Annotated in this window: 18 protein-coding genes; 11 read left to right on the forward strand and 7 right to left on the reverse strand. The window is 59.8% G+C overall.

Annotation, left to right across the window (positions count from 1 at the left end; all coding sequences use genetic code 11):
* Window positions 1-132: 132 nt before the first annotated feature.
* From QMX93_RS13825 to QMX93_RS13835, 3 genes are all read right to left on the reverse strand, one after another.
* Window positions 133-453, reverse strand: coding sequence for a DUF2388 domain-containing protein (locus QMX93_RS13825; protein WP_282356586.1), 321 nt, complete (start codon window positions 451-453; stop codon window positions 133-135).
* A gap of 65 nt (window positions 454-518) precedes the next feature.
* Window positions 519-2303, reverse strand: a complete 1785-nt coding sequence (locus tag QMX93_RS13830; protein WP_053124863.1) for a GspE/PulE family protein — start codon at window positions 2301-2303, stop codon at window positions 519-521.
* A 92-nt stretch (window positions 2304-2395) separates the two neighbouring features.
* The gene (locus QMX93_RS13835; protein ID WP_282356563.1) at window positions 2396-2734 is read right to left on the reverse strand and encodes a hypothetical protein; all 339 of its coding nucleotides are present in this window, start codon (window positions 2732-2734) and stop codon (window positions 2396-2398) included.
* A gap of 126 nt (window positions 2735-2860) precedes the next feature.
* Between QMX93_RS13835 and QMX93_RS13840 the strand changes: the two genes are divergently transcribed.
* Complete coding sequence (locus tag QMX93_RS13840; RefSeq protein WP_016983809.1) at window positions 2861-3325, forward strand: Lrp/AsnC family transcriptional regulator; 465 nt, start codon at window positions 2861-2863, stop codon at window positions 3323-3325.
* 135 nt (window positions 3326-3460) lie between these two features.
* Here QMX93_RS13840 and QMX93_RS13845 read toward each other — a convergent pair whose 3' ends face one another.
* Complete coding sequence (locus QMX93_RS13845) at window positions 3461-4831, reverse strand: CYTH domain-containing protein (protein ID WP_053124859.1); 1371 nt, start codon at window positions 4829-4831, stop codon at window positions 3461-3463.
* A 155-nt stretch (window positions 4832-4986) separates the two neighbouring features.
* On the opposite strand from QMX93_RS13845, the gene argE reads away from it, so the two are divergent.
* Together argE and argA are read left to right on the forward strand one after the other, a co-directional pair.
* Window positions 4987-6132, forward strand: coding sequence for an acetylornithine deacetylase (gene argE / locus QMX93_RS13850; RefSeq protein WP_282356564.1), 1146 nt, complete (start codon window positions 4987-4989; stop codon window positions 6130-6132).
* Between the two features lie 239 nt (window positions 6133-6371).
* The gene (argA, locus tag QMX93_RS13855) at window positions 6372-7670 is read left to right on the forward strand and encodes an amino-acid N-acetyltransferase (protein ID WP_053124855.1); all 1299 of its coding nucleotides are present in this window, start codon (window positions 6372-6374) and stop codon (window positions 7668-7670) included.
* 146 nt (window positions 7671-7816) lie between these two features.
* Here the strand turns inward: argA and tauA are convergent, their stop codons facing one another.
* The gene (gene tauA, locus QMX93_RS13860; protein ID WP_282356587.1) at window positions 7817-8806 is read right to left on the reverse strand and encodes a taurine ABC transporter substrate-binding protein; all 990 of its coding nucleotides are present in this window, start codon (window positions 8804-8806) and stop codon (window positions 7817-7819) included.
* Between the two features lie 364 nt (window positions 8807-9170).
* On the opposite strand from tauA, the gene QMX93_RS13865 reads away from it, so the two are divergent.
* The 8 genes from QMX93_RS13865 to QMX93_RS13900 all read left to right on the forward strand — a co-directional run bounded on the left by QMX93_RS13865 (window position 9171) and on the right by QMX93_RS13900 (window position 16452).
* A complete protein-coding gene (locus QMX93_RS13865; protein WP_282356565.1) occupies window positions 9171-10529 on the forward strand; it encodes an OprD family porin in 1359 nt (452 codons plus the stop codon).
* Window positions 10530-10824: 295 nt separating this feature from the next.
* Complete coding sequence (locus QMX93_RS13870; RefSeq protein ID WP_053124849.1) at window positions 10825-11463, forward strand: peroxiredoxin; 639 nt, start codon at window positions 10825-10827, stop codon at window positions 11461-11463.
* Window positions 11464-11786: 323 nt separating this feature from the next.
* Window positions 11787-12380 (forward strand): NADPH-dependent FMN reductase, encoded by a 594-nt coding sequence (gene ssuE / locus QMX93_RS13875; RefSeq protein WP_008085340.1) that lies wholly within the window; start codon window positions 11787-11789, stop codon window positions 12378-12380.
* Between the two features lie 90 nt (window positions 12381-12470).
* Window positions 12471-13436: a sulfonate ABC transporter substrate-binding protein gene (locus QMX93_RS13880; protein ID WP_282356567.1), complete on the forward strand. Its 966-nt coding sequence runs from the start codon at window positions 12471-12473 to the stop codon at window positions 13434-13436.
* A 25-nt stretch (window positions 13437-13461) separates the two neighbouring features.
* Window positions 13462-14610 (forward strand): FMNH2-dependent alkanesulfonate monooxygenase, encoded by a 1149-nt coding sequence (ssuD, locus tag QMX93_RS13885; RefSeq protein WP_008085337.1) that lies wholly within the window; start codon window positions 13462-13464, stop codon window positions 14608-14610.
* An 8-nt stretch (window positions 14611-14618) separates the two neighbouring features.
* Window positions 14619-15401, forward strand: a complete 783-nt coding sequence (ssuC, locus tag QMX93_RS13890; protein WP_003229260.1) for an aliphatic sulfonate ABC transporter permease SsuC — start codon at window positions 14619-14621, stop codon at window positions 15399-15401.
* Window positions 15398-16204, forward strand: coding sequence for an aliphatic sulfonates ABC transporter ATP-binding protein (ssuB, locus tag QMX93_RS13895; protein WP_212545121.1), 807 nt, complete (start codon window positions 15398-15400; stop codon window positions 16202-16204). The genes ssuC and ssuB overlap by 4 nt, the downstream gene beginning before the upstream one ends.
* A 32-nt stretch (window positions 16205-16236) precedes the next feature.
* Complete coding sequence (locus QMX93_RS13900) at window positions 16237-16452, forward strand: TOBE domain-containing protein (protein WP_003229256.1); 216 nt, start codon at window positions 16237-16239, stop codon at window positions 16450-16452.
* A 160-nt stretch (window positions 16453-16612) separates the two neighbouring features.
* Here QMX93_RS13900 and QMX93_RS13905 read toward each other — a convergent pair whose 3' ends face one another.
* The gene (locus QMX93_RS13905) at window positions 16613-17239 is read right to left on the reverse strand and encodes a TetR/AcrR family transcriptional regulator (protein ID WP_159811925.1); all 627 of its coding nucleotides are present in this window, start codon (window positions 17237-17239) and stop codon (window positions 16613-16615) included.
* A gap of 269 nt (window positions 17240-17508) precedes the next feature.
* Window positions 17509-18885 (reverse strand): glutamine synthetase family protein, encoded by a 1377-nt coding sequence (locus QMX93_RS13910; RefSeq protein WP_007913842.1) that lies wholly within the window; start codon window positions 18883-18885, stop codon window positions 17509-17511.
* Window positions 18886-18903: the final 18 nt, after the last annotated feature.

The raw sequence follows: 18903 nt of genomic DNA on the forward strand, positions 1-18903 counted from the left end.
CGATAGCGTAGTGTCAGCCAATATTTTTGGCGGCTGATTCACCGCTATCGCGAGCAGGCTCACTCCTACAAGGGATGGTGTTGAGGCGGAAATTTGGGCAAAAAAATGCCGCTCGATTGAGCGGCATTTTTGTTACTCGGAAGCCACGGCGTTTTTCGCCAGAATCGCATTCGCCAGTTCCATGTCCGTCGCCTGCAGGCCCGGGTTGTCGGCGCGTACTTTCTGCATCGCGGCTTCCAGGTACGGCCCGCGAATGTCGCCGTCGCTGGCGACGAAACTGCCGGCATCATCCTGGGCGGCGATGATCAGTTTGTGATCCTTGAAGGTCAGGTAGGTCGAACCGGTGGTCGCACCGGACGAAATGACGTTACGCCAAAAGCTGTCCGCCATGGCCGAACCAACGGGAAGGGACAGCAGGGCCAAGGTGGCGACAGCAAGTTTGAGACGCATGATGAGGTGACTCCTGGGGGTTAACTAGGGCGTTGGATTGCCAAGCCCCGATCCAGTTCCCTGACGGCCTACTTGAGCTCACTCTGCGGCGTGACCCGCAACACTTCCTCAATCGTGGTCAGCCCCGCCGCGACTTTCTGCGCGCCGGACAGACGCAAACTGCGCATGCCTTCCTTGAACGCCTGACGTCGAATCGCTGCCAGATCGGTGTCCGGGGTGATGAACGTTTTGAGGCTGTCGCTCAGTTGCATGATTTCGTAAACCCCGGCGCGGCCGTGATAACCGGTGTCGCGGCACTCCACGCAACCGATGGCCCGTTGCGCATTGCCCGGCAGTGGCGCTTGCCACGGGCGGGTCAGGGTTTGCCAGTCTTCTTCCTCCAGCGTCTGCGGTGCCTTGCAGTGCGGGCACAGCGTGCGCACCAGACGCTGGGCCATAACGCCGAGCACGGTGGCTTTGATCAGGTAATGCGGCACGCCGAGTTCGAGCAGACGGCTGATCGCGCTGGGTGCGTCGTTGGTGTGCAACGTCGACAGCACCAAGTGCCCGGTCAGCGCTGCCTGAATAGCCATTTCGGCGGTTTCCAGATCGCGGATCTCGCCGATCATGATGATGTCCGGGTCTTGCCGCATCAGTGCACGCACCCCGGCGGCGAAGCTCAGGTCGATATTGTGCTGCACCTGCATCTGGTTGAACGCTGGCTCGACCATTTCGATCGGGTCTTCGATGGTGCAGAGGTTCACTTCCGGCGTCGCCAGTTTTTTCAGCGTGGTGTACAGGGTGGTGGTCTTGCCCGAACCGGTCGGCCCGGTGACCAGAATGATGCCGTTGGGCTGACGGGTCATGTCCTGCCAGCGCCGCAGATCGTCGGCGCTGAAACCCAGTTGATCGAAATCCTTGAGCAGCACTTCCGGATCAAAAATCCGCATGACCATTTTTTCGCCGAACGCGGTGGGCAGCGTCGACAGGCGTAACTCAACTTCGCCGCCCTCCGGGGTCTTGGTCTTGACCCGGCCGTCCTGCGGTTTGCGTTTTTCGGCGACGTTCATCCGCCCAAGGCTTTTCAGGCGACTGACAATCGCCATGGTCACCTGCGGCGGAAATTGATAGACGTTGTGCAGCACGCCGTCGATGCGAAAGCGCACGGTGCCTTGTTCGCGCCGGGGTTCGATGTGGATATCGCTGGCGCGTTGCTGAAAGGCGTACTGGAACAGCCAGTCGACAATGTTGACGATGTGCGCGTCGTTGGCGTCCGGCTCCTGATCGCTGGCGCCGAGGTTGAGCAGTTGTTCGAAGTTGCCGAGGTTGCCGCTCTGCGCATCGGCATTGCTGGCGCCGCTGACCGATTTTGCCAGCCGGAAAAACTCGACGCTGAAGCGCTGGATGTCCGCCGGGTTGGCCACCACCCGTTTGATCGGCAGTTTCAGCACGTGAGTCAGATCGGCTTCCCAGCCGGTGACGTATGGCTGGGCGCTGGCGACGGTCACCGCATCACGGTCGACCGCCACGGCGAGAATCTTGTGCCGTTGCGCGAAGGCGTAAGACATCAAGGGCGTGATCGCGGCGACGTTGATCTTCAGCGGATCGATGCGCAAATACGCCTGGCCGGCCTGCTGCGCCAGCCACAAAGTCAGGCTTTCCAGGTCGAGGTGTTTGCCCGGACGGCTGAGGTCGTCGAGTTGCTGGCTGGCGATAAATTCCAGCGGGTGCATCTGGCCATTTGCGGCGTGACGGCGGCGCGCATTCAGCGCCTGCTCCGCCGCGTCCTGGCAGATAAAGCCTTGGGCGACCAGTTCACGCAGCACATCATTGAGTTCCAGCCAGCGGTCCTGAGTGGCGAATTGAACGGACATGCGGGCTTCCTTTTAAACGACAGTGCGCAAAAGGATAGTCGTGGCCGGGCAGACCGTTGGGCCACTACCCGACGAAGCCGTTGCCGGATTTGTCAGCCGGCCGCTTGTGCAGGCGCATCCCAAGCGCTGTCGGCGTTTTGCAGATCCACCGAGCAGACGCTAATCAGGTTACGAAGTTTTTCCGCGATCACTTGCGCGCGATGCCAACTGAGGCCGCCCATGACAAGGTCGATCGACATCAGATCGTCCATGCGCTGCACGTTGACCTGTTCGGGGGTGAGGAATTGCAGGGCGAACAGATTCAGCACCCGCACCAGCAAATCCGGCTCGGCCTCGGCGAGGATTTGATATTGCGCCAGGCAATGGGCGTTGCTGACGTTCCAGACGTCGGCGCGGGTGGGCGTGGTGGTGACGGCTTCGAGGTGCGGCATGACGAGTCTCCAAATTCTCTGGAGGAATTTTTACATTCGGTGCGGGGTATTTCTTGGCTATGATCGGCGTTGTTGGCAATTGATCGAATGGATCTATTCGCAAGGCTGTTGATTAGAGGTTTTTCTATGCACAGTGAGCTGGACAGCTACGACCGCAAGATTCTCGCCCTGCTGCAAGAGGACGCTTCACTGTCGAGCGCGCAGATCGCCGAGCAGGTCGGCCTCTCGCAATCGCCGTGCTGGCGGCGGATTCAGCGGATGAAGGAGGAGGGCATCATTCGTGGCCAGGTGACCTTGCTTGATCGCAAGAAGATTGGCCTGAACACGCAGATCTTCGCCGAGATCAAACTCAACGCGCACGGGCGTTCGAACTTCACCGAATTTACCGAAGCGATTCGCGGCTTTCCGGAGGTGCTGGAGTGTTATGTGCTAATGGGCGCGGTGGATTTTTTGTTGCGGATCGTCGCGGCGGACATTGAGGCGTATGAGCGGTTCTTCTTCGAGAAGTTGTCGCTGGTGCCGGGGATTCAGGAAGTGAATTCGATTGTGGCGCTGTCGGAGATCAAATCCACCACCAGCCTCCCGGTTTGACCCTGATCGTTCCCACTGATCGTTCCCACGCTCTGCGTGGGAACGCCTCAATGGACGCTCTGCGTCCGCTTTGGGACGCGGAGCGTCCCGGGCTGCATTCCCACGCGGAGCGTGGGAACGATCACCACAGAGGGCTTACATGCGCAGCAGCATTTTCCACGCACGATTCTGGTAAACCGCAATCGCCTGCTGCTTGCGTGCATCAAGCAGTTCGTCAGTGATCGTCGGCTCGTTGGCCAGTTGTGCCAGTTTGTTCAGTTCGCCGTACAGGCGATCCATTTCCGGGATCTCCAGCACGTTGCGTGCGTGGTGCAGCCAGACCTGAATGCGCTCGATACGCGGCAGTTGCTCAGCCAGATCTTCCGGCTGCTGCTGATAACGCTGCAACTGCAAAGCAGTCGCTTCTTCGCCCAAGGTGCGCGGCAACCAGCTGTGCAACTGCGCACCGCCCTGACGATTACCACGCACGTTACGCTCGGCGGTCCAGGTGCGAGCCAGCAACCAGCGCGAAGTGTTCAGCGAGAACAGGCCCCAACGCGGGTCTTCGAGTTCTTCGAGGAACTGCTCCGGCGCGGCTTTGCGCACGTCTTCGTCTTCGATACCGGCTTGCACCAGCGGGCGCCAGTCTTCCAGCAATGCATCCAGTGCAACGCGCAAATCGTGAGTCGACTGACGCGGTGCGGCCTGGCCGAGGCTGCTGAGCAGGGCGCGCATTTCCGCGAGGTTCTCGACCCAGTCGAGCAACAGGCGCCAGTGGCCGTTGAAACGGTACTGTTCCGCCAGACGCTGGCTGCTGCCGAGCAAGTGCCAGCTCAGCGCGGCAAAAGCGTCGTCGAGCTGGGTTTCCGGGGTCAGCTCTGGCGCCGGCAGGCTCAGCGAGTAGCTGTTGGCGTCGTACAGACGATAACCGCGCTCAGCCTTGCTGATGTCGCACGGCATCAGCGCGAGGGTAGCGGCCAGTTCAGCGGCCAGTTCCAGCAGCGCAGCAGGCTCGCCTTCGCGCAGTTCCAGTTCCAGCTCGCAGATTTCTTCTTTCTGCTTGCCGACTACAACGTGACCGAGATCCAGCGCGGCTTCGATAACCACTTTGCTCTTGCCACGGCCCCAGGCAATTTCGGCGCGTTCGCGGACGAAATCGGTGGTGAAGATCGGCTTGAGGGTTTTCTTGTCCAGCTCGGCCAGCGACTCGGGCCAGCATTCGCCGTCGAGTTTCTTCACGTCGAGTTTGGCTTTCGGCAACTTCCAGTCGTATTCATTACGCTCGGACAGGCCGGCGACGCTCTGGCCACGGGTCTTGAGGGTCTGAATCACTTCGTCACCGTCCTTGCGCAGGCGCAGGGCGACTTTGGCCTGAGCCAGATCGCGCTCGGGGGTGTCGAAGTACTGGTTCATCAACTCACGGCGTTCCCAGCCACTTTTGTTGCGTTTTTTCAGTAACGGGTGCTCGCGCAGGGCGGCGAGGGTTTCGCGGCTGACGCGGAGTTTGATTTCGGTTTCTTTCTGCATGGCCGGAAAATCCAGGATCGGGAGCGCAGCCGGGGAATATGTGGCTGCCAAGGCCGTGCAGTGTACAGGACTGATTCGTCCTACGCCCTGCGGCGGTTTATTCCTGACGCCGGATGGTTCTATGATGGACTTCAAATCGGGAGTTGGAGTCAGCGATGCCTTTGCCGTCCATGCAAGACCAGTTCGCTGCGTTGATTGCCGCGCCGTCGGTCAGCTGTACCCAACCGAACCTTGATCAGTCCAACCGCGCGGTGATCGATTTGCTCGCCGGCTGGCTGGGTGATCTGGGTTTCAGCTGCGATATCCAGCAAGTCAGCCCCGGCAAATTCAACCTGCTCGCCAGTTTTGGCAGCGGCCCCGGCGGGCTGGTGCTGGCCGGGCACAGCGACACGGTGCCGTACGACGATGCGTTGTGGCAGACCGATCCGCTGAAATTGACCGAAGTCGATGGCCGCTGGGTCGGCCTCGGCAGTTGCGACATGAAGGGCTTTTTCGCGCTGATCATCGAAGCGGTGTTGCCGCTGCTCGATCAGCCGTTCAAACAACCGCTGCTGATCCTCGCCACTTGCGATGAAGAAAGCTCGATGTCCGGCGCCCGTGCACTGGCCGAGGCCGGGCGTCCGTTGGGCCGCGCAGCGGTAATCGGTGAGCCGACCGGGCTGAAACCGATCCGCATGCACAAAGGCATCATGATGGAGCGCATCGACATTCTCGGGCAGAGCGGCCATTCGTCGGATCCACGCTTGGGCCACAGTGCACTCGAAGCGATGCACGACGCGATCGGCGAACTGCGCGGTCTGCGCCTGTTGTGGCAGCGTGAATTCAACAACCCGCAGTTCAGCGTGCCGCAGCCGACGATGAACTTCGGTTGCATTCATGGTGGCGATAATCCCAACCGTATCTGCGGCCAGTGTTCGCTGGAGTTCGATCTGCGACCGCTGCCGGGCATGGATCCGAAGGTGCTGCGCGCGGAGATTCTGCGCAAGCTCAACCCGGTGGCCGAGCGGCATCAGGTGAAGATCGATTACAAACCGTTGTTCCCGGAAGTGCCGCCGTTCGAGCAGGATGCAGACGCCGAACTGGTGCGCATCGCCGAAAAGCTCACCGGTCATAGCGCCGAAGCAGTAGCGTTCGGCACCGAAGCGCCTTATCTTCAGCGCCTCGGCTGCGAAACCATCGTCCTCGGCCCCGGCGACATTGCCTGCGCGCATCAGCCCGGCGAGTACCTTGAAATGTCACGTTTGCAGCCTACCGTGCATCTATTACGGCAACTGATTGAACATTACTGCCTGAAGAATTGAACGCCTCCCTTGTAGGAGCTGCCGAAGGCTGCGATCTTTTGATCTTGGTTTTAAAGCGCAAAAGATCGCAGCCTGCGGCAGCTCCTACAGGGGGAGGTCGTTAAATTTGTGGGAATTGAACCCGTATTCATGAGGAGAGCGCGCGTGTCGCCAAGCCTGTTCCGACGATAACCATCAGCCCGCTGTGCGTTTTCCGTTTCGCCCTTTTTCCGGCTGCTATTTATTACAGGCCCAGGTTCATGCCCGAATACGTTAATTGGCTTCGTCACGCGTCCCCTTACATCAATGCCCACCGCGATTGCACCTTCGTCGTCATGCTGCCCGGCGACGGCGTGGAGCATCCGAACTTCGGCAACATTGTCCACGACCTGGTCTTGCTGCACAGCCTTGGCGTACGACTGGTGCTGGTGCACGGTTCGCGCCCGCAGATTGAAACCCGCCTCGCCGCGCGCGGCCTGACCCCGCATTACCATCACGGCATGCGCATCACCGATGCCGCGACGCTGGAGTGTGTGATCGACGCGGTCGGTCAGTTGCGCATTGCCATTGAAGCGCGGCTGTCGATGGACATGGCCTCGTCGCCGATGCAGGGCTCGCGTCTGCGCGTGGCCAGCGGCAACCTCGTTACCGCGCGGCCGATCGGCGTGCTGGAAGGCGTCGACTATCACCACACCGGCGAAGTGCGCCGGGTCGACCGCAAGGGCATCAATCGTCTGCTCGATGAGCGTTCGATCGTGCTGCTGTCGCCGCTGGGTTACTCGCCGACCGGTGAAATCTTCAACCTCGCCTGCGAAGACGTCGCCACCCGCGCTGCCATCGATCTGGGTGCCGACAAGCTGCTGCTGTTCGGCGCTGATCTCGGCCTGATCGACGAAAACGGCAAACTGGTGCGCGAACTGCGCCCGCAACAAGTGCCGGCGCATTTGCAGCGTCTGGGCAGCAACTATCAGGCGGAACTGCTCGATGCCGCTGCCGAAGCGTGCCGTGGCGGCGTGGCGCGCAGCCATATCGTCAGTTACGTCGAAGACGGTGCGCTGCTGACCGAACTGTTTACCCGTGACGGTGGCGGTACGCTGGTCGCGCAAGAGCAATTCGAGTTGGTGCGCGAAGCGGCGATTGAAGATGTCGGCGGTTTGCTCGACTTGATCAGTCCGCTGGAAGAACAGGGGATTCTGGTGCGTCGTTCGCGCGAAGTGCTGGAACGTGAGATCGAGCAGTTCAGCGTGGTCGAACGCGAAGGCATGATCATCGCCTGTGCGGCGCTGTATCAGATTGCCGAATCGGACGCCGGTGAACTGGCGTGCCTGGCGGTGAACCCGGAATATCGCCACGGTCGTCGCGGCGATGAGTTGCTGGAGCGCATCGAGACACGTGCGCGGGCGCAGGGCTTGAAAACGTTGTTCGTACTTACCACGCGCACCGCGCACTGGTTCCGCGAACGTGGCTTCGAGCCAAGCAGCGTCGAGCGCCTGCCAGCGGCACGGGCGTCGCTGTACAACTACCAGCGCAACTCGAAGATCTTTGAAAAAACCCTCTGACCCGGTTCATCGATCGTTCCCACGCTCTGCGTGGGAATGGCTCAACGGACGCTCCGCGTTCGGCTTTCGATGGGACGCGGAGCGTCCCGGGCTGAATTCCCACGCGGAGCGTGGGAACGATCAGCGATCGGCGTGGGAACGATCAATTACTCGGTGATGAACTTCGCGCTCACGTATGGCGAATAATCCGGCAGCACCGTCTCAACCTTGCCCTGTTCCTTCAAAAACTTCGCCGTCTCACCAATCGCCTTCGCCGTGCCGCCGTCCAGCAGCGCCGTGGTTTGTTGTGCCTTGGCATCCGGGAATGCGGAACCGGCGAGCAATTCAGGCACGTCGGCGGCATTGGCACCGGTCAGTTTGGCGATTTTTTGCACAGGCACCGAGTCAGCCGTCCAGCTGTCTTTGTGCGCCGCGTAATCAGCAAACGAGTCCAGCGTGACCTTGGCGAATTTGGCCACGACGTCCGGGTGCTTCTCGGCAAAGTCCTTGCGTGCGACCCACACTTCAAAGGTCGGCGCGCCCCACTGGCCAACTTGCGCAGCATCGGTCAAGGTCTTGCCGGTCTTGCGGATTTCACCCAGCGCCGGCGACCAGACAAACGCGCCATCAATATCGCCACGCTTCCACGCCGCGGCGATTTCTGCCGGTTGCAGGTTCACCACTTTGACTTTCGAAGCGTCGAGGCCCCAATGCTTCAGGGCACCGAGCAGGCTGTAATGCGAGGTGGAAACGAAGGGTGTGGCGATGGTCTTGCCGACCAGATCCTGCGGGGAATTGATGCCGCTGCCATTGCGCACCACCAGTGCTTCGGCGGCGTTGATCTGCGCTGAAACGATGAAGGCGACGATCGGCAGATTGCGTGAAGCGGCTGCCGCCAGCGGGCTGGAACCGAGGTTGCCGATCTGCACGTCGCCCGAAGCAATGGCTGTCACAACTTCCGGGCCGCTGTTGAAACGACGCCAGTCGATCTTCTCGCCGATGGTTTTCTCGTAGACACCGTCAGCCTGCGGGACTTTGCTCGGATCGATACCGGTTTGGTAGCCAACCGTGAGGTTGGCCGCCTGTGCGGAAAAAGAAAATATCGCCGATACACAAACTGTAACAAATTGACTCGATAGTGCGCGTTTGGCCATGATGGCGTCGCCTTTTGGATAGGGTTTGACGTGATTTGAATGCGCCAAAGCTAATCGATCTAAAAAAAGGCTAATAAATACCATTTAGGAATGAGCTTAGTAGCCGATATCCTGTATCCCGCTGCAGGTGGCCATTAATGGGCCATATACTCGAATGGTATTAAAAAGAATGAAATAATTCTTTTTGGGGTTATCAGGAAATCAGTACTGTGCAGGGACCAAATCACTGCGATTAGACCTTGGTCGTAGACACACGAGGTTACGATTGACTTGTCAGTCACGGTCTGGCGCTAATCGCGCATCTTAGGATCCAGGGCATCAGACCCCGGGCCAGGAACACAAAAATTAGAAACGAGAGGAGCTATACATGAACAAGTCCACCTTGGCCCTGGCTGTGGCCGTAGGGGTTATGGCGCAGCAGGCAGGCGCCGCCGGTTTCATCGAAGACAGCAAGGCCACACTGGGGCTGCGTAACTTCTACATCAATACCGATAACCGTGACTCCGGCACCAAAGCCGCTGGCGCTCAGAGCAAGAACGAAGAATGGGGCCAAGGCTTCGATCTGCGTTTCATCTCCGGTTACACCCAAGGCACCGTCGGCTTCGGTATCGACGCTATCGGCCTGCTGGGCATCAAGCTGGATTCGGGTGGCGGCACTAACGGCGCTACTGCTACCTCTTACGGCGGCACTGTGTTCCCGAGCAAGTCCAACGGCGAAGCGGTTGATAACTACTCGAGCCTGGGCCTGACTGCCAAAGCCAAGATCTCCCAGACCGAACTGAAATTGGGCACCCTGCAGCCAAAACTGCCGGTCATCGTGACCAACGACGGTCGTCTGCTGCCACAAACCTGGCAGGGTGGCCAGATCACTTCCGGCGACATCAAAGACCTGACCCTGGTCGGTGGTCAGATCGAAGCCGTGAAAGGTCGTAACTCCAGCAACAACGAGCAACTGTCGATTGGTGGCGCTAACAGCCCAACCGTCAGCGGTCGCGACAGCAACAAGTTCATCTACGCCGGTGGTGACTACAAAATCACCAAAGACCTGACTGCCCAGTACTACTACGGCAACCTGGAAGATTTCTACAAGCAACACTTCCTGGGTCTGGTTCACAACTGGGCAATCGGCCCGGGCGTGTTGAAGTCCGATCTGCGTTACTTCAACAGCTCCGATGACGGCGCCAACGGTGACACGCCTGCTTACTACAGCACCGGTAGCTACGCTGGTTTCGCCAACGGTCGCGGTAAAGTCGACAACAACCTGTACAGCGGCTTGTTCCTGTACACCGTTGCCGGTCACACCTTCGGTGGTGGCTATCAGGTCAGCAACGGCAGCAGCGACTTCCCTTGGCTGAACCAAGGCGACGGTTCGTCGAACTACACCATCACCGACATGCAAATCCAGAAGTTCGGCCGTGCCGGCGAGCGCACCTGGCAAGCACGCTACTCCTATGACTTCGCCAAAGTGGGCGTGCCTGGCTTGACCGCTGGCATGGTTTACCTGCGTGGCGACAACATCGATACCTACAACGCCGGTCGCGTTCAAACCTCGAACGGCGCTTCCGAGTGGGAACGCGATTTGACCGTCGCGTACGTGATCCCAGAAGGCCCGTTGAAGAACGTGGGCTTCATGTGGAAAAACGCTTCGTGGCGCAACGACATCGCCGGTCAGCGCGATCAGGACGAAAACCGTCTGATCCTCAGCTATTCGCTGCCGCTGCTGTAATAGCGTTTTCAAGTATCTGACGTAAAAAAAGCCCCGTCCGGCATCGCGCCGGACGGGGCTTTTGCGTTTTCGAGTCAGGCCCACCCCCGTAAGCCCTCCCCGAATTTCCCTCTTTACTGCAACTCAAGGCCTTCTCGAACCTTGCGACCGATGTTCGTCGGGATGCCGTTCAGCGTCCAGTGAACAGATGTTTAATATTCACTTATGATCTAGATATCTGATTATTTATTCTTTTTCATGATGGCAAATCCCGAGCTACAGTTGAGGTCTCCAACAACTCATCAGGAGCAGCACCATGAGCCTCAGACTCGGCGACATCGCCCCCGACTTCGAACAGGATTCCAGTGCCGGCAAGATTCGTTTTCACGAGTGGCTGGGCAATAGCTGGGGCGTGCTGTTCTCCCACCCGGCGGACTTCACCCCGGTGTGCACCACCGAGCTGGGCTTCACCGCCAAACTCAAAGATGAATTCAGCAAGCGCGGCGTCAAAGCCATTGCGCTGTCGGTCGACCCGGTGGACTCGCACCACAAGTGGATCGAAGACATCAACGAAACCCAGAACACCGTTGTCAACTTTCCGATCCTGGCCGATGCCGATCGCAAGGTGTCCGATCTGTACGATCTGATCCACCCGAACGCCAACGACACGTTGACCGTGCGTTCGCTGTTCGTGATCGATCCGAACAAAAAGATTCGCCTGACCATCACCTACCCGGCGAGCACCGGGCGCAACTTCCACGAGATTCTACGGGTGATCGATTCGCTGCAACTCACCGACAACTACAAAGTGGCCACGCCGGCTAACTGGCAGGACGGTGATGAGGTGGTGATCGTGCCTTCGTTGAAGGACGAGGAAGAGATCAAGCAGCGCTTTCCGAAGGGCTATCGGGCGGTGAAGCCTTATCTGCGCCTGACGCCACAGCCGAACAAGTGAGATTTGCGGTGTAGCCACCACCGCTTTCGTCGGAACGCCGCCCGGAGCCGGCTCGCTCCCACAGGTGATCGCATTCCAAATGTGGGAGCGAGCCTGCTCGCGAAGGCGTTAGTCCAGTGACCACGGAACCACTAAGCAGGGGATTTCGGGCCGTTTCGACGGCCTTTTTTTTCGCCTGAAACAAAGCAATCCGCATATCTCCAAAACGCATAACCAAATGAATAAATATGATTTATGGATATATAAATCAGCTGGTAAGGTCACTCCCATCGAAGCGAGATCGCAACCCGCGAATCGCCTGTAATGCTTAAGGAATCGTCTCAATGCTGGTTGTCTCACTCGGTGGCAGTCCCAGCCTGCGCTCCCGTTCCGGGGTGCTGCTGGAGCGCTCGCAACGTTGGTTGCAGCAGCAAGGCGTGGAAGTGGTGAGTTATCAGATTCGGGATTTCCCGGCCGAGGATTTGCTCCATGCCCGCTTCGACAGCCCGAAGGTGCTCGACCTGCTGCAACAGATTGAAAACGCCGACGGCCTGTTGATCGCCACACCGGTTTACAAAGCGTCTTTTTCTGGCGCGTTGAAGACGCTGCTGGATCTGCTCCCAGAGCGTGCCCTGAATCACAAGATTGTTTTGCCGATGGCCACCGGCGGCAGCATCGCCCACATGTTGGTGGTCGATTACGCGCTCAAGCCTGTGCTGTCGGCATTGAAAGCCCAGGAAATGCTCCAGGGGATTTTCGCCGAGGACAGCCAGATTGCTTACGGCGAAGGCAGTGCCGCCGCGCAACTGGCCCCGGCGCTGGAGCAGCGTCTGCATGAAGCGCTGGATCAGTTTGTCGGCGCCATGGCCCGCCGCCCGAAACCGCTGGAACCGGGCCTGTTGAACGAACGTTTGTTGAGTGCTCGCTGGAGCATTTAAGCCTCACCCGCATTTGATGTACTTCACCTTACTCAGCCGCTAACGGCCAAGCAGGTGCAGCCAAAACCCAACAGCAAAAAGGAGAGCGCTATGCGCACTGTATTTTTGCGTCGTGGTCTGGTCGCTCTGTTTGCTGCGGCTGTCACCTTCGGCGCCATCACTCAAGCTCAAGCCGAGACTCTTCGGATCGGTTATCAGAAGTACGGCACGCTGGTGCTGCTCAAAGCCAAGGGCACGCTGGAAAAACGTCTGGCCGCCCAAGGCGTCGACGTGCAATGGACTGAGTTCCCCGGCGGCCCGCAGCTGCTGGAAGGTCTGAACGTCGGCTCGATCGACTTCGGTGTCACTGGCGAAACCCCACCAGTGTTTGCTCAGGCTGCTGGCGCTGATCTGCTCTACGTTGCCTACGAACCGCCAGCGCCCAACAGCGAAGCGATCCTTGTGCCGAAAGACTCGCCGATCAAATCGGTGGCCGATCTCAAGGGCAAGAAAGTCGTGCTGAACAAAGGCTCCAACGTCCACTACCTGCTGGTGCGTGCGCTGGAAGATGCCGGTCTCAAGTACACCGACATTCAAACCGTATTCCTGCCGCCGGCCGATGCCCGCGCCGCGTTCGAACGTGGCAGCGTCGATGCTTGGGTCATCTGGGATCCGTACCAGGCTGCCGCCGAGAAACAACTGCAAGCGCACACCCTGCGCGATGGCAAGGGCATCGTCGACAACCACCAGTTCTATCTCGCCACCAAGCCTTACGCACAGAAAAATCCTGAGGTGATCAAAGCCCTCGTTGAGGAAGTGCGCGCCGTCGGCGAGTGGTCGAAAGCCAATCCTGAAGACGTGACCCAGCAAGTCGCGCCACTGCTCGGCCTGCCGGCGGACATCACCCTGACCTCGGTGAAACGCCAGGGCTACGGCGCACTGTTCCTGACCCCGGAAGTGGTCGCTGCGCAGCAAAAGATCGCTGACACGTTCTACCAGCTCAAGCTGATTCCGAAGCCGCTGAGCATCAAGGATGTGATCTGGACACCACAGGCCGCTGTGGCCAAAGCGCTGTAATTCGAATCCCCAAGGAGACCACTCCATGAGCCTCAATATCTTCTGGTTCCTGCCTACCCACGGTGACGGCCATTACCTTGGCACCGCCGAAGGCGCTCGCGCCGTCGACCACGGTTATCTGCAACAGGTCGCGCAAGCGGCGGATCGTCTGGGTTTCGGCGGCGTGCTGATTCCGACCGGCCGCTCTTGCGAAGACTCGTGGCTGGTGGCGGCGTCGCTGATCCCGGTAACCCAGCGCCTGAAATTCCTCGTTGCGCTGCGCCCCGGGATCATTTCCCCGACGGTCGCGGCGCGGCAGGCAGCGACACTGGATCGTCTGTCCGGCGGCCGTGCGCTGTTCAATCTGGTAACCGGCGGTGACCCAGAAGAATTGGCTGGCGACGGTCTGTTCCTCAGCCACGAAGAACGCTATCAAGCCTCGGTGGAATTCACCCGCATCTGGCGCCGTGTGCTGGAAGGCGAAACCGTTGATTACGACGGCGAGCACATCAGCGTGAAAGGCGCGAAGTTGCTCTATCCGCCGATCCAGCAACCGCGTCCGCCGCTGTACTTCGGTGGCTCGTCGGAAGCCGCGCAAGATCTGGCCGCCGAACAAGTGGAAATGGTGCTGACCTGGGGCGAGCCGCCAGCCGCGGTGGCCGAGAAGATTGCCCAAGTTCGCGCCAAAGCCGCCAAACTTGGCCGCACCGTGCGCTTCGGTATTCGTCTGCACGTGATCGTCCGTGAAACCAACGCAGAAGCGTGGCAAGCGGCGGATCGTTTGATCTCGCACCTGGACGACGACACCATCGCTCGCGCTCAAGCTTCGCTGGCGCGTTTCGATTCGGTCGGCCAGCAGCGCATGGCCGCACTGCACGGCGGCAGCCGCGACAACCTCGAAGTCAGCCCGAACCTGTGGGCCGGCGTCGGTCTGGTGCGCGGCGGTGCCGGTACGGCGCTGGTTGGCGATGGCCCGACTGTGGCTGCACGGGTGAAGGAATACGCCGATCTCGGCATCGACACCTTTATCTTCTCCGGTTATCCACACCTCGAAGAGTCGTATCGCGTCGCTGAACTGCTGTTCCCGCACCTCGACATCGAGCGTCCGGAACTGCCGAAAAGTGCCGGTTACGTCAGCCCGTTCGGCGAGATGGTCGCCAACGACATTCTTCCCAAAGCCGCGTCGCAGAGCTGAGGCGCGCCATGAAGAAAATCATCCACAGCCTCGCGCCTTGGGCGCTGCCGGTATTGCTGCTGGCGGTGTGGCAGTTGTCGGTGTCGGCGGGCTGGTTGTCGACACGGATTCTGCCGGCACCGGTGGCGGTGATCGAAGCCGGCGTGAGCCTGGTGCGCAGCGGCGAAATCTGGACGCACCTGGCGATCAGTGGCTGGCGTGCAGCCCTTGGTTTCACCATCGGCGGCAGCATCGGTCTGGTCTTGGGCTTCATCACCGGCCTGTCGAAATGGGGCGAACGCCTGCTCGACAGCTCGGTGCAGATGATCCGCAACGTGCCGCACCTGGCGCTGATTCCGCTGGTGATCCTGTGGTTCGGCATCGACGAGTCGGCGAAGATTTTTCTGGTGGCGTTGGGCACGTTGTTCCCGATCTACCTCAACACTTATCACGGCATCCGTAACGTCGATCCGGCGCTGGTGGAGATGGCGCGCAGTTATGGCCTGTCCGGTTTCAGCCTGTTCTGGCAGGTGATTCTGCCGGGCGCGCTGCCTTCGATTCTGGTCGGTGTGCGCTTCGCCCTGGGCTTTATGTGGCTGACGCTGATCGTCGCCGAAACCATTTCCGCCAGCTCCGGCATCGGCTACCTGGCAATGAATGCCCGGGAGTTTTTGCAGACCGACGTGGTGGTGCTGGCGATCCTGCTTTACGCGGTGCTCGGCAAACTGGCCGACCTTGCGGCGCGTGGACTTGAGCGTGTGTGGTTGCGCTGGCATCCGGCGTATCAGGTTGCCAAAGGAGGTGCAGCATGACCGCTCAACAACCTCCACGCCTGCTGCGCGGGATTCCGCTGGCAGTGCGCAACCTGCAGAAAACCTTCGGTTCGCGGCAGGTGTTGCGTGACATCGATCTGCACATTCCGGCGGGGCAATTCGTCGCTGTGGTCGGGCGCAGTGGCTGCGGCAAAAGTACTTTGCTGCGCTTGCTCGCCGGCCTCGATCAACCGACTGGCGGTGACTTGCTCGCCGGCTCTGCGCCGCTGAGCGATGCGCGGGAAGACACCCGATTGATGTTCCAGGAAGCGCGTCTGCTGCCGTGGAAAAAGATCATCGACAACGTTGGTCTCGGCCTTAAAGGCAACTGGCGTCCGCAGGCATTGGATGCGCTGGAAGCAGTCGGTCTGGCGGATCGCGCCAATGAGTGGCCGGCGGCTTTGTCTGGCGGACAGAAGCAGCGCGTTGCGCTGGCCCGGGCGCTGATCCATCAGCCACGGCTGCTGCTGCTCGACGAACCGCTCGGCGCGCTGGACGCGCTGACCCGCATTGAAATGCAGCAACTGATCGAACGTCTCTGGCAGCAACACGGCTTCACGGTGCTGCTGGTGACCCACGACGTCAGCGAAGCGGTGGCGATTGCCGACCGGGTGATTCTGATCGAGGACGGCGAAGTCGGCCTTGACCTGCACGTCGAACTGCCGCGCCCACGGGTACGCGGTTCGCACCGACTGGCCGCGCTGGAAACCGAAGTGCTCAACCGAGTTTTGTCCCTGCCCGGCGAACCGCCGGCGCCGGAACCTGTTTCACCACTGCCTACGCAATTGCGTTGGGCGCAATAACTCAAGTTTTATCAACGACAGGAATCAATGCCATGACTATTAAAGCCATCAACGTGCGCAACCAGTTCAAAGGCTCGATCAAGGAAATCGTCCTCGGCGACGTGCTGTCGGAAATCGACGTGCAAACCGCTTCGGGCATCGTCACTTCGGTGATCACCACCCGTTCGGTCAAGGAGCTGGAACTGGTGGTAGGCAGCGAAGTAATCGCCTTTGTGAAATCCACCGAGGTGTCGATCGCCAAGTTGTAAGCCAGTGAGTAAAAAACAACCCCGGAGGGCGTGAGCCCTTCGGGGTTTTTTGTGATCGTACCCATGCTCCGCGTGGGAATGCCTCTAGGGACGCTCCGCGTCCAGTGACGCGGAGCGTCACGGGCTGCATTCCCACGCAGAGCGTGGGAACGATCATGGCTCAGCGCTTGGGCAGATAAGGCGGCAAATACAGGCCGATATAGGCATCAAACACGCGCATCCCTTCCTCGGCCATGCGCGGGGTGATCTGCCCATGCTGCTGCACCGAGCGCGCATAAACCCGGTCGCCTAACTCCATCGCCAAGGCAAAAACGTCAACATCCTCCGGCAGCCTCGGCAACTCGAAGTGGTGATTGAACAGCTTGTGCATCAGGTCGCCCAGTTCGATGTCGTGCTGCCGGTCAGCCTGGGTCACTTCGGTCAAGCCGTGCTGGGCGAGAATCAACTGGCGTGCGGCGGCGTCTTCGTCGTAGATCTCCAGCATCCGTTGCTCGACCAACCGCGACAGATCGCGCCAGTCGCGCAGCGCTTCGTGATCGATCGGCGCTTGCAGGCAGGCGCGAAAAGCCGCGTGCACATCCGCCGTCAGCGCTTCGAGCAAGGCCGGTACGCTGGCGAAAAAGTGGTACACGGAGGAGGGCGGGATCTGCGCACGTTCGGCGACGCTGTAGATCGACAGACTCGCCACACCCTCGGCAGCCAGCAGCGTGCGCGCGGCGTCGAGTATCGAATCGATGCGCGCCTGGCTGCGGGCACGGGGTTTGCGAACGGGGGCGGGACGCGTCATGAAAGTCTCCTGCGGGGCAGCGGGCATTGTACGAGCCGGGTTCCGTGTTGTCTGCCAGTACCCTGTGGCGAGGGGATTTATCCCCGATGGGTTGCGAAGCAGCCCCAAAGCCATCCCACTCGGTGTGTCAGGAGTATCCGGCTCTCAGGGTTTACGACTGCTGCGCAGCCGATCGGGGATAAATCCCCTCGCCACAGGTTTGTATTCGGCCATAAAAAAACGCCGTTGGCTGAATCAGCCGACGGCGTTCTTTTTGGCGCTACAACCGCTTAAACGGTATGCAGATACCAGTTGTACTCAAGGTCGGAGATGGAGTGTTCGAACTCCTCCAGCTCGCTTTCCTTGCAGGCGACGAAGATATCGATGTACTTCGGATCGATGTACTTGGCCATCACCTCGCTGTCGTCCAGCTCGCGCAGGGCATCGCGCAAGTTGTTCGGCAGGCTTTGTTCGTTCTGCTCGTAGCTGTTGCCTTCGACAGGCGCGCCCGGCTCGATCTTGTTGGTCAGACCGTGGTGCACGCCGGCCAGTACCGAAGCCATCAGCAGGTACGGGTTGGCGTCGGCGCCGGCCACGCGGTGTTCGATACGTACGGCATCGGACGAGCCGGTCGGTACGCGAATCGCCACGGTGCGGTTGTCCAGACCCCAGCACGGCGAGTTCGGCACGTAGAACTGTGCGCCGAAACGACGGTAGGAGTTGACGTTCGGGCAGAGGAAAGCCATCTGCGCGGGCAGGGTCTCGAGCACACCGCCGATCGCGTGACGCAGCGCGGCGTTCTGCTCGGGATCCTCGCTGGCAAAAATGTTTTTGCCTTCTTTATCCAGAATCGAAATGTGGACGTGCAGACCATTACCGGCCTGGCCCGGGTACGGCTTGGCCATGAAGGTGGTGTCCATTTCATGGTCGTAAGCGATGTTCTTGATCAGACGCTTGAGCAGTACCGCGTAGTCGCAGGCCTTGATCGGGTCGGCGACGTGGTGCAGGTTCACTTCGAACTGCGCCGGGGCACTTTCCTTAACGATGGCGTCGGCCGGGATGCCTTGCTCTTTCGCGCCTTCCAGAATGTCCTGGAGGCAGTCGACGTATTCGTCGAGGTCGTCGATCAGGTAGACCTGAGTCGAGTGCGGGCGTTTACCGGAGATCGGCGAGCGTGGCGGCTGTGGACGGCCGTTCACGTTTTCCTGGTCGATCAGGTAGAACTCGAGTTCGAATGCGGCGCAGATGGTCAAGCCCAGCTCGTCAAACTTTGCAACAACTTGACGGAGCACTTCGCGCGGATCGGCGAAGAAAGGGTCGCCTTCGAGTTCGTGCATGGTCATCAACAGTTGCGCGGTTGGGCGCTTCTGCCATGGCTCGTTGCACAGAGTGTCGGGGATTGGATAGCAGATTCGATCGGCGTCGCCGATGTCCAGACCCAGGCCGGTGCTTTCCACCGTGGAGCCGTTGATGTCCAGAGCAAATAGAGAGGCCGGCAGGTTGATGCCTTTCTCGTAAACCTTGTGGAGACTGGTGCGTTCAATGCGCTTGCCGCGCACCACACCATTCATATCCGCAATCAGAAGGTCAACGTACAGAACCTCAGGATGTTCCTTAAGGAACGCGTTCGCTTCGTTAAGCTGAACGGCACGCGGGGGTACCGACATGATGCAACACCTTTGTTG

Source organism: Pseudomonas sp. PS01303 (assembly GCF_029959385.1).
Lineage (GTDB): Bacteria > Pseudomonadota > Gammaproteobacteria > Pseudomonadales > Pseudomonadaceae > Aquipseudomonas > Aquipseudomonas rustica.

Bases quoted from the DNA above. Each gene is read 5' to 3' on its own strand.
- ssuC (WP_003229260.1), top strand. From the start codon at position 14,619: ATGAAGAAAATCATCCACAGCCTCGCGCCTTGGGCGCTGCCGGTATTG.
- QMX93_RS13835 (WP_282356563.1), bottom strand. From the start codon at position 2,734: ATGCCGCACCTCGAAGCCGTCACCACCACGCCCACCCGCGCCGACGTC.
- QMX93_RS13905 (WP_159811925.1), bottom strand. From the start codon at position 17,239: ATGACGCGTCCCGCCCCCGTTCGCAAACCCCGTGCCCGCAGCCAGGCG.
- QMX93_RS13870 (WP_053124849.1), top strand. From the start codon at position 10,825: ATGAGCCTCAGACTCGGCGACATCGCCCCCGACTTCGAACAGGATTCC.
- argA (WP_053124855.1), top strand. From the start codon at position 6,372: ATGCCCGAATACGTTAATTGGCTTCGTCACGCGTCCCCTTACATCAAT.
- ssuD (WP_008085337.1), top strand. From the start codon at position 13,462: ATGAGCCTCAATATCTTCTGGTTCCTGCCTACCCACGGTGACGGCCAT.
- ssuE (WP_008085340.1), top strand. From the start codon at position 11,787: ATGCTGGTTGTCTCACTCGGTGGCAGTCCCAGCCTGCGCTCCCGTTCC.
- QMX93_RS13840 (WP_016983809.1), top strand. From the start codon at position 2,861: ATGCACAGTGAGCTGGACAGCTACGACCGCAAGATTCTCGCCCTGCTG.
- QMX93_RS13865 (WP_282356565.1), top strand. From the start codon at position 9,171: ATGAACAAGTCCACCTTGGCCCTGGCTGTGGCCGTAGGGGTTATGGCG.
- QMX93_RS13830 (WP_053124863.1), bottom strand. From the start codon at position 2,303: ATGTCCGTTCAATTCGCCACTCAGGACCGCTGGCTGGAACTCAATGAT.
- argE (WP_282356564.1), top strand. From the start codon at position 4,987: ATGCCTTTGCCGTCCATGCAAGACCAGTTCGCTGCGTTGATTGCCGCG.
- QMX93_RS13900 (WP_003229256.1), top strand. From the start codon at position 16,237: ATGACTATTAAAGCCATCAACGTGCGCAACCAGTTCAAAGGCTCGATC.
- ssuB (WP_212545121.1), top strand. From the start codon at position 15,398: ATGACCGCTCAACAACCTCCACGCCTGCTGCGCGGGATTCCGCTGGCA.
- QMX93_RS13910 (WP_007913842.1), bottom strand. From the start codon at position 18,885: ATGTCGGTACCCCCGCGTGCCGTTCAGCTTAACGAAGCGAACGCGTTC.
- QMX93_RS13880 (WP_282356567.1), top strand. From the start codon at position 12,471: ATGCGCACTGTATTTTTGCGTCGTGGTCTGGTCGCTCTGTTTGCTGCG.
- QMX93_RS13845 (WP_053124859.1), bottom strand. From the start codon at position 4,831: ATGCAGAAAGAAACCGAAATCAAACTCCGCGTCAGCCGCGAAACCCTC.